General features: G+C 71.3%; 5 protein-coding genes and 2 pseudogenes. 3 read left to right on the top strand and 4 right to left on the bottom strand.

The annotated features are described in order from the left end of the window. Together infC and I53_RS22590 are read right to left on the bottom strand one after the other, a co-directional pair. The coding region (infC, locus tag I53_RS22595) for a translation initiation factor IF-3 (protein ID WP_043354926.1) at positions 1 to 208 on the bottom strand (208 nt) is incomplete at its 3' end. 208 nt (positions 209 to 416) lie between these two features. Continuing rightward, a complete protein-coding gene (locus tag I53_RS22590) occupies positions 417 to 1,703 on the bottom strand; it encodes a glycosyltransferase family 4 protein (protein ID WP_236961350.1) in 1,287 nt (428 codons plus the stop codon). A gap of 107 nt (positions 1,704 to 1,810) precedes the next feature. Between I53_RS22590 and I53_RS22585 the strand changes: the two are divergent. Then, positions 1,811 to 2,577, top strand: a pseudogene (locus I53_RS22585) (alpha/beta hydrolase). Between the two features lie 21 nt (positions 2,578 to 2,598). Here the strand turns inward: I53_RS22585 and I53_RS22580 are convergent. Together I53_RS22580 and I53_RS22575 are read right to left on the bottom strand one after the other, a co-directional pair. Further along, on the bottom strand, positions 2,599 to 2,883 hold the full coding sequence (locus tag I53_RS22580; protein WP_043354930.1) for a DUF1150 domain-containing protein: 285 nt from the start codon (positions 2,881 to 2,883) through the stop codon (positions 2,599 to 2,601). 98 nt (positions 2,884 to 2,981) lie between these two features. Beyond that, a pseudogene (locus I53_RS22575) lies at positions 2,982 to 3,164 on the bottom strand (Hsp20 family protein); the annotation flags it as partial. A gap of 52 nt (positions 3,165 to 3,216) precedes the next feature. Between I53_RS22575 and I53_RS22570 the strand changes: the two are divergent. Both I53_RS22570 and I53_RS22565 read left to right on the top strand, forming a co-directional pair. Then, positions 3,217 to 3,666 carry a hypothetical protein gene (locus tag I53_RS22570; RefSeq protein WP_251982408.1) on the top strand — a complete coding sequence of 150 codons (450 nt, stop codon included), beginning with the start codon at positions 3,217 to 3,219 and terminating at the stop codon, positions 3,664 to 3,666. Positions 3,667 to 3,689: 23 nt separating this feature from the next. Then, positions 3,690 to 4,013 carry a hypothetical protein gene (locus I53_RS22565; protein WP_043354921.1) on the top strand — a complete coding sequence of 108 codons (324 nt, stop codon included), beginning with the start codon at positions 3,690 to 3,692 and terminating at the stop codon, positions 4,011 to 4,013. Positions 4,014 to 4,274: the final 261 nt, after the last annotated feature.

The following is a 4,274-nucleotide window of genomic DNA, read 5'->3' as shown; positions in this document are numbered from 1 at the left end:
AGCGCCCGTAATCGAGCAGCTTGCAGACGGGCGGCACGGAGTTCGGCGCGATCTCCACGAGATCGAGACCGGCTTCCTCAGCCAGATTGAGGGCGTCGAAGAAGGGGACGACGCCGCGGTTCTGCCCGGTATCGTCGATCAGCTGCACTTCCCGCACACCGCGAATGTCGCGGTTGGCGCGCGGCCCGTCCTTCTGCGGGGCCGGCATGGCTCTCATCGGTCTACGAATGGCTTAGGTCTCCTGCTGCAACGGCGAAACGGCGGTTCCCAGAAGGATCTCCTGGCCGCCTGCCGCCCCGGTCTCTTCCGGACGTACAACGTTGGTGGAACCGCGACCAGAGTCAACCGCCTGAAGCCGCGGTGCCGAAAATAATCGGCCGCGGCGTCTCGGTCCGCTTTCCGGGTCAGCCGGCCGCTCAGGGCAAGCGGCCGAGCAGCCCCGCATAGACCGCCAACGTGTCGCCGACCATGCGCTCGAGGGAGAAATGCGCCGCGACATGCGCACGGCTCCGCCGTCCGAGGGCGTCGCGGGCGCTGGCGCCGAGAGAAAGGGCCTCGGTCAGGGATGCGGCGAGCGCGGCCGCGTCGCCGGCCGGGACGCGCCATCCGGTGCGCTGGCCCGCTGGCGTCTCCGGCGGCGCCAGTACGGTTTCCGGTACGGCCCCGAGATCGGACACCACCACCGGTGTACCGAGCGCCTGCGCCTCCACGGCCGAACGGCCGAAGGCCTCCGGCTCAACGGACGGCACCGCCACCACCGAGGCGGCCCGGAAGGCGGCCGGCATGTCGGTGCAGTGACCGACCCGCCGGACGATACCCTCGAGCCCGCGGGCGGCGATCAGCGCATCGAGTTCGCGCTCGTAGGAGGCGCGTCCTTGAGGGTCTCCCGCCAGGACCACGGCCAGATCGGGAACGCCGCGGTCGCGCATCTGCGCGGCCGCCTCGATCAGCACCCGATGGCCCTTCCAGGCCGTGAGGCGGGCGGCCAGCAGGATCACGCGCTCGTGCGGCGCGACGTTCCAGCTCCGGCGCAGCGCCTCGACCCGTACGGCGCCGACGGCGACCGGGTTGAACACGCCGAGATCCGTGCCGCGGTGGATGACCCGCACGCGGTCGCCAGCCTGCTCGGCATGCAGCCGGTGGATCAGGTCTGCGGTGTAGTGCGAGTTGGCGATGACCACGTCGCCGCGGGCCATCACCGAATTGTACAGAACCTTGACGTTGGTCCGGCCGGAATAGCTGCCGTGATAGGTGGTGACGAACGGCAGGCCGAGCCGGCGCGCCGCTCCGAGGGCGACCCAAGCGGGCGCACGGGAGCGGGCATGGATGATCTGCACCTGCTCGCGGCGGCAGAGGGCCATAAGCCGCAGGACGTTCACGGCCATCAGCGCCGGATTCTTCGCGGCGGCCGGGAAGCGAAGCCAGTGGCCGCCCTTGGCCTGTAATTCCCCGACGAGCCGTCCACCCTCGGTCGCCACCAGCGCGCGAGCGCCCACGGCCGCGAGGCCGCCCGCGACATCGACGGTCGTGCGCTCGGCGCCCCCGGCGTCGAGTTCGGGAATGATCTGCAGGACGCGAGCGCCCGCAAGGGCCCCGACTTCCGCGGGAAAACCCGACAAGGCGTGTGTACCTTCGCCCGTCCGCGGTCCATCGGCGAGGACGCGCAGGCCCCCGACCGGTATCTGCCAAATGCTCGCTACCATTGATCCAGCATCGCCGCCGGGCTTTACGGTCCGGTAAACGAGAGTTGAAGCCGAACCGTTCAGGTCCGGACTTCTTCCACGTCGAGACAGGGATATCGGAGAGAACGATGTCGGATATGGGCCCCGAGTTCCTCACCGTCGGCACGGGCGAGGCCGCCCGGCGCATCGCCGTGCGGGTGCGTCAGGGGGGCGGTCCACCGGTGGTCTGGCTCGGCGGATTCCGCTCCGACATGACGGCCACCAAGGCGACGGCGCTGGATGCCTGGGCCTCGCAGAGGGGCCGCACGCTCATCCGCTTCGATTATGCCGCGCATGGGGCCTCGAGCGGCACCTTCACGGAATGCACGATCTCTTCGTGGCTCGAGGACGCGCAGGCCGTCCTGGCCGCCTACGCCACGGAGGCGCCGATTCTCGTCGGCTCGTCGATGGGGGGATGGATCGCCTGCCTGGCCGCCCGCGACCGGGCGAACGGAGGTCAGGCGACCGCCGGTCTCGTGCTCATCGCCCCGGCCCTGGATTTCACCGAAGAGCTGATCTGGAACCGCCTCGGCGAGGCGGCCCGCGCCATGCTGATCCGGGACGGCATCTTGCGAAGGCCCAGCGACTACGGGTCGAACCGGACCCGATCACCCTGAACCTCATCGACGACGGGCGGCGCCATTGCATGCTCGGCGACACGGTCGATCCGGCCTGCCCGGCCCAGATCCTCCAGGGCATGCGGGACACCGATGTGCCTTACACCCACGCCCTGAAGATCCTCGGCCGGCTGCCGGCCGAGGGCACCGTGCTGACGCTCATCGCCGACGGGGATCACCGCCTGTCGCGGCCGCAGGACATCGCGCGCCTGGTCGCCGCAGTGGACGAGATCGCCTGACCGGTTCCTCGGCCGGAGCGGTCAGTGGAGGCTGACCGGCTGCAGGTCCTGCGCGACCGCATTCGCCAGGACGACGTCCCGCGAATCGGCGAGCATGATCGGTGCGCCACTCGCCGAGAGCAGGGCAAACAGATCGAGGCCTGGCAACAGCTCGGGCGCCTGTGGGAAGAAACGGCGGACCTCGTCGGACCGGATGGGCCGGACATAGGCGATGTGACCCTCGCCCAAGGCCGCGAGATCGGCGGGCGCAAAATCGGCCGGGTCGAGATCGGCCGGGGTCAACGGAGACGGGTTCAGATTGGTCATCAAAGCCCTCCTGGGGTGGCAGAGCGTCCGCCGCCGATCCTGAAGGCTTCGGCGGCTCCTTACTGATGTGGGGATCCGCGCCGTCCAATCAATCGGTCTCAGCCGCGGGCGCCGATATCGATCTTGCGCACGATGCGGTCCGGTTCCGGACGGACCAGATCGATCGACAGCAGGCCGTTGGCGAGGTCGGCCCCGAGGACCTCCATGCCGTCGGCGAGGAGGAAGGCCCGCTGGAACTGGCGCGCCGCAATGCCGCGGTGAAGAAAGTGCCTCTCGCGCTCCGAGCAGGGCAGCAGCGTGCGGCCGCCCCGCGAGCGGCCGGCGAGCGCCATCGTGCCCGAGCGGACCCGCTGGCGCGACGACGAGCCGGCCGGGATCACGCCCCTGGAGAGCAACGCGATCGGGCTGCGCTACGCCCTGCTGCGCCCCCGCCTGCCCGAGCCTGTCCCCACGACACCCGCGCCCGAACCGCCGTCCATCACCGAGCGGACCCTGCGCCAGGGGCTCGCCGCCGCGGTGGCGGCCCAGGCGGTCGAGGACGAGACGTCCCTGCGGGTGCCCCGCGGCGGCAACCTCGCCCACCGGTACAACGCCGTGCTCAAGCGCGTCCTCGGCAAGGGGCGTGCGACCATGACCCTGCCCGAGTTGGAGGCGGCCTTGTCCTGGCTTGAACGCAACCGCCTCGCCGACCATCTCGACTGCCTCGACGGCGATGCCCGCTACGCGTGGTCCGCCCGCCAGCGCCGCGGCCGCTGGCTGCCGGAGCGCGCCGCCGGCCGCTGAACCGGCACGGGAGGGAGAGAGCCGTGACCGAGAGCCTGCCCGCCGCCTTCACCGCGACACTCTCGGCGCCCGAGCCGCCGCCCGGCTGGCCCGCACCGCTCGCCGCGCTCTGGTGGCTCGCCCACGATCCGTCCGGACCCGCCTCTGCCGCCTGGGACCGGGCCCACCGCCTCGTTCAGGACGCCGCCGGGCCCGATGCCGCCTGGGTGCACGCCCATCTCCACCGGATCGAGGGCGATGACGGCAATGCGCGCTACTGGTACGGCCGCGTCGGCCAACCGGGCCCGCATGGCACGCTCGCGCAGGAGCGGGCCGCGCTCGTCGGCGCCCTCTTTAAGCCGATCTGATCGCCCGGCCCCCGCCGAGTCTCGGAACGCCCGGCCTCACAGCCAGTTGAATGGCCGCCCGGTGCGGAGATCGGGCCTCGATCATCGGAGCGGATCCATGAGCCTTCTCGGCAGCATCGTCAGCAAAATCCTCCATCCGTTCGGCGGGGGTAGCGCGGACGCGGCCCCCGCCCCCTCCGGCGGCACGACCGGCACGAGCGCCTCGTCCACCCCGTCGGCCCCCGGCACCGCCGGCGGTGAACCCGTGGACGTCGCGGCGGT

This window comes from Methylobacterium sp. B1, from assembly GCF_000333255.1.
Taxonomy (GTDB): domain Bacteria; phylum Pseudomonadota; class Alphaproteobacteria; order Rhizobiales; family Beijerinckiaceae; genus Methylobacterium; species Methylobacterium fujisawaense.
Note: the sequence above shows the minus strand (reverse complement) of the source record. Positions and strands in the feature narration are given on the sequence as shown.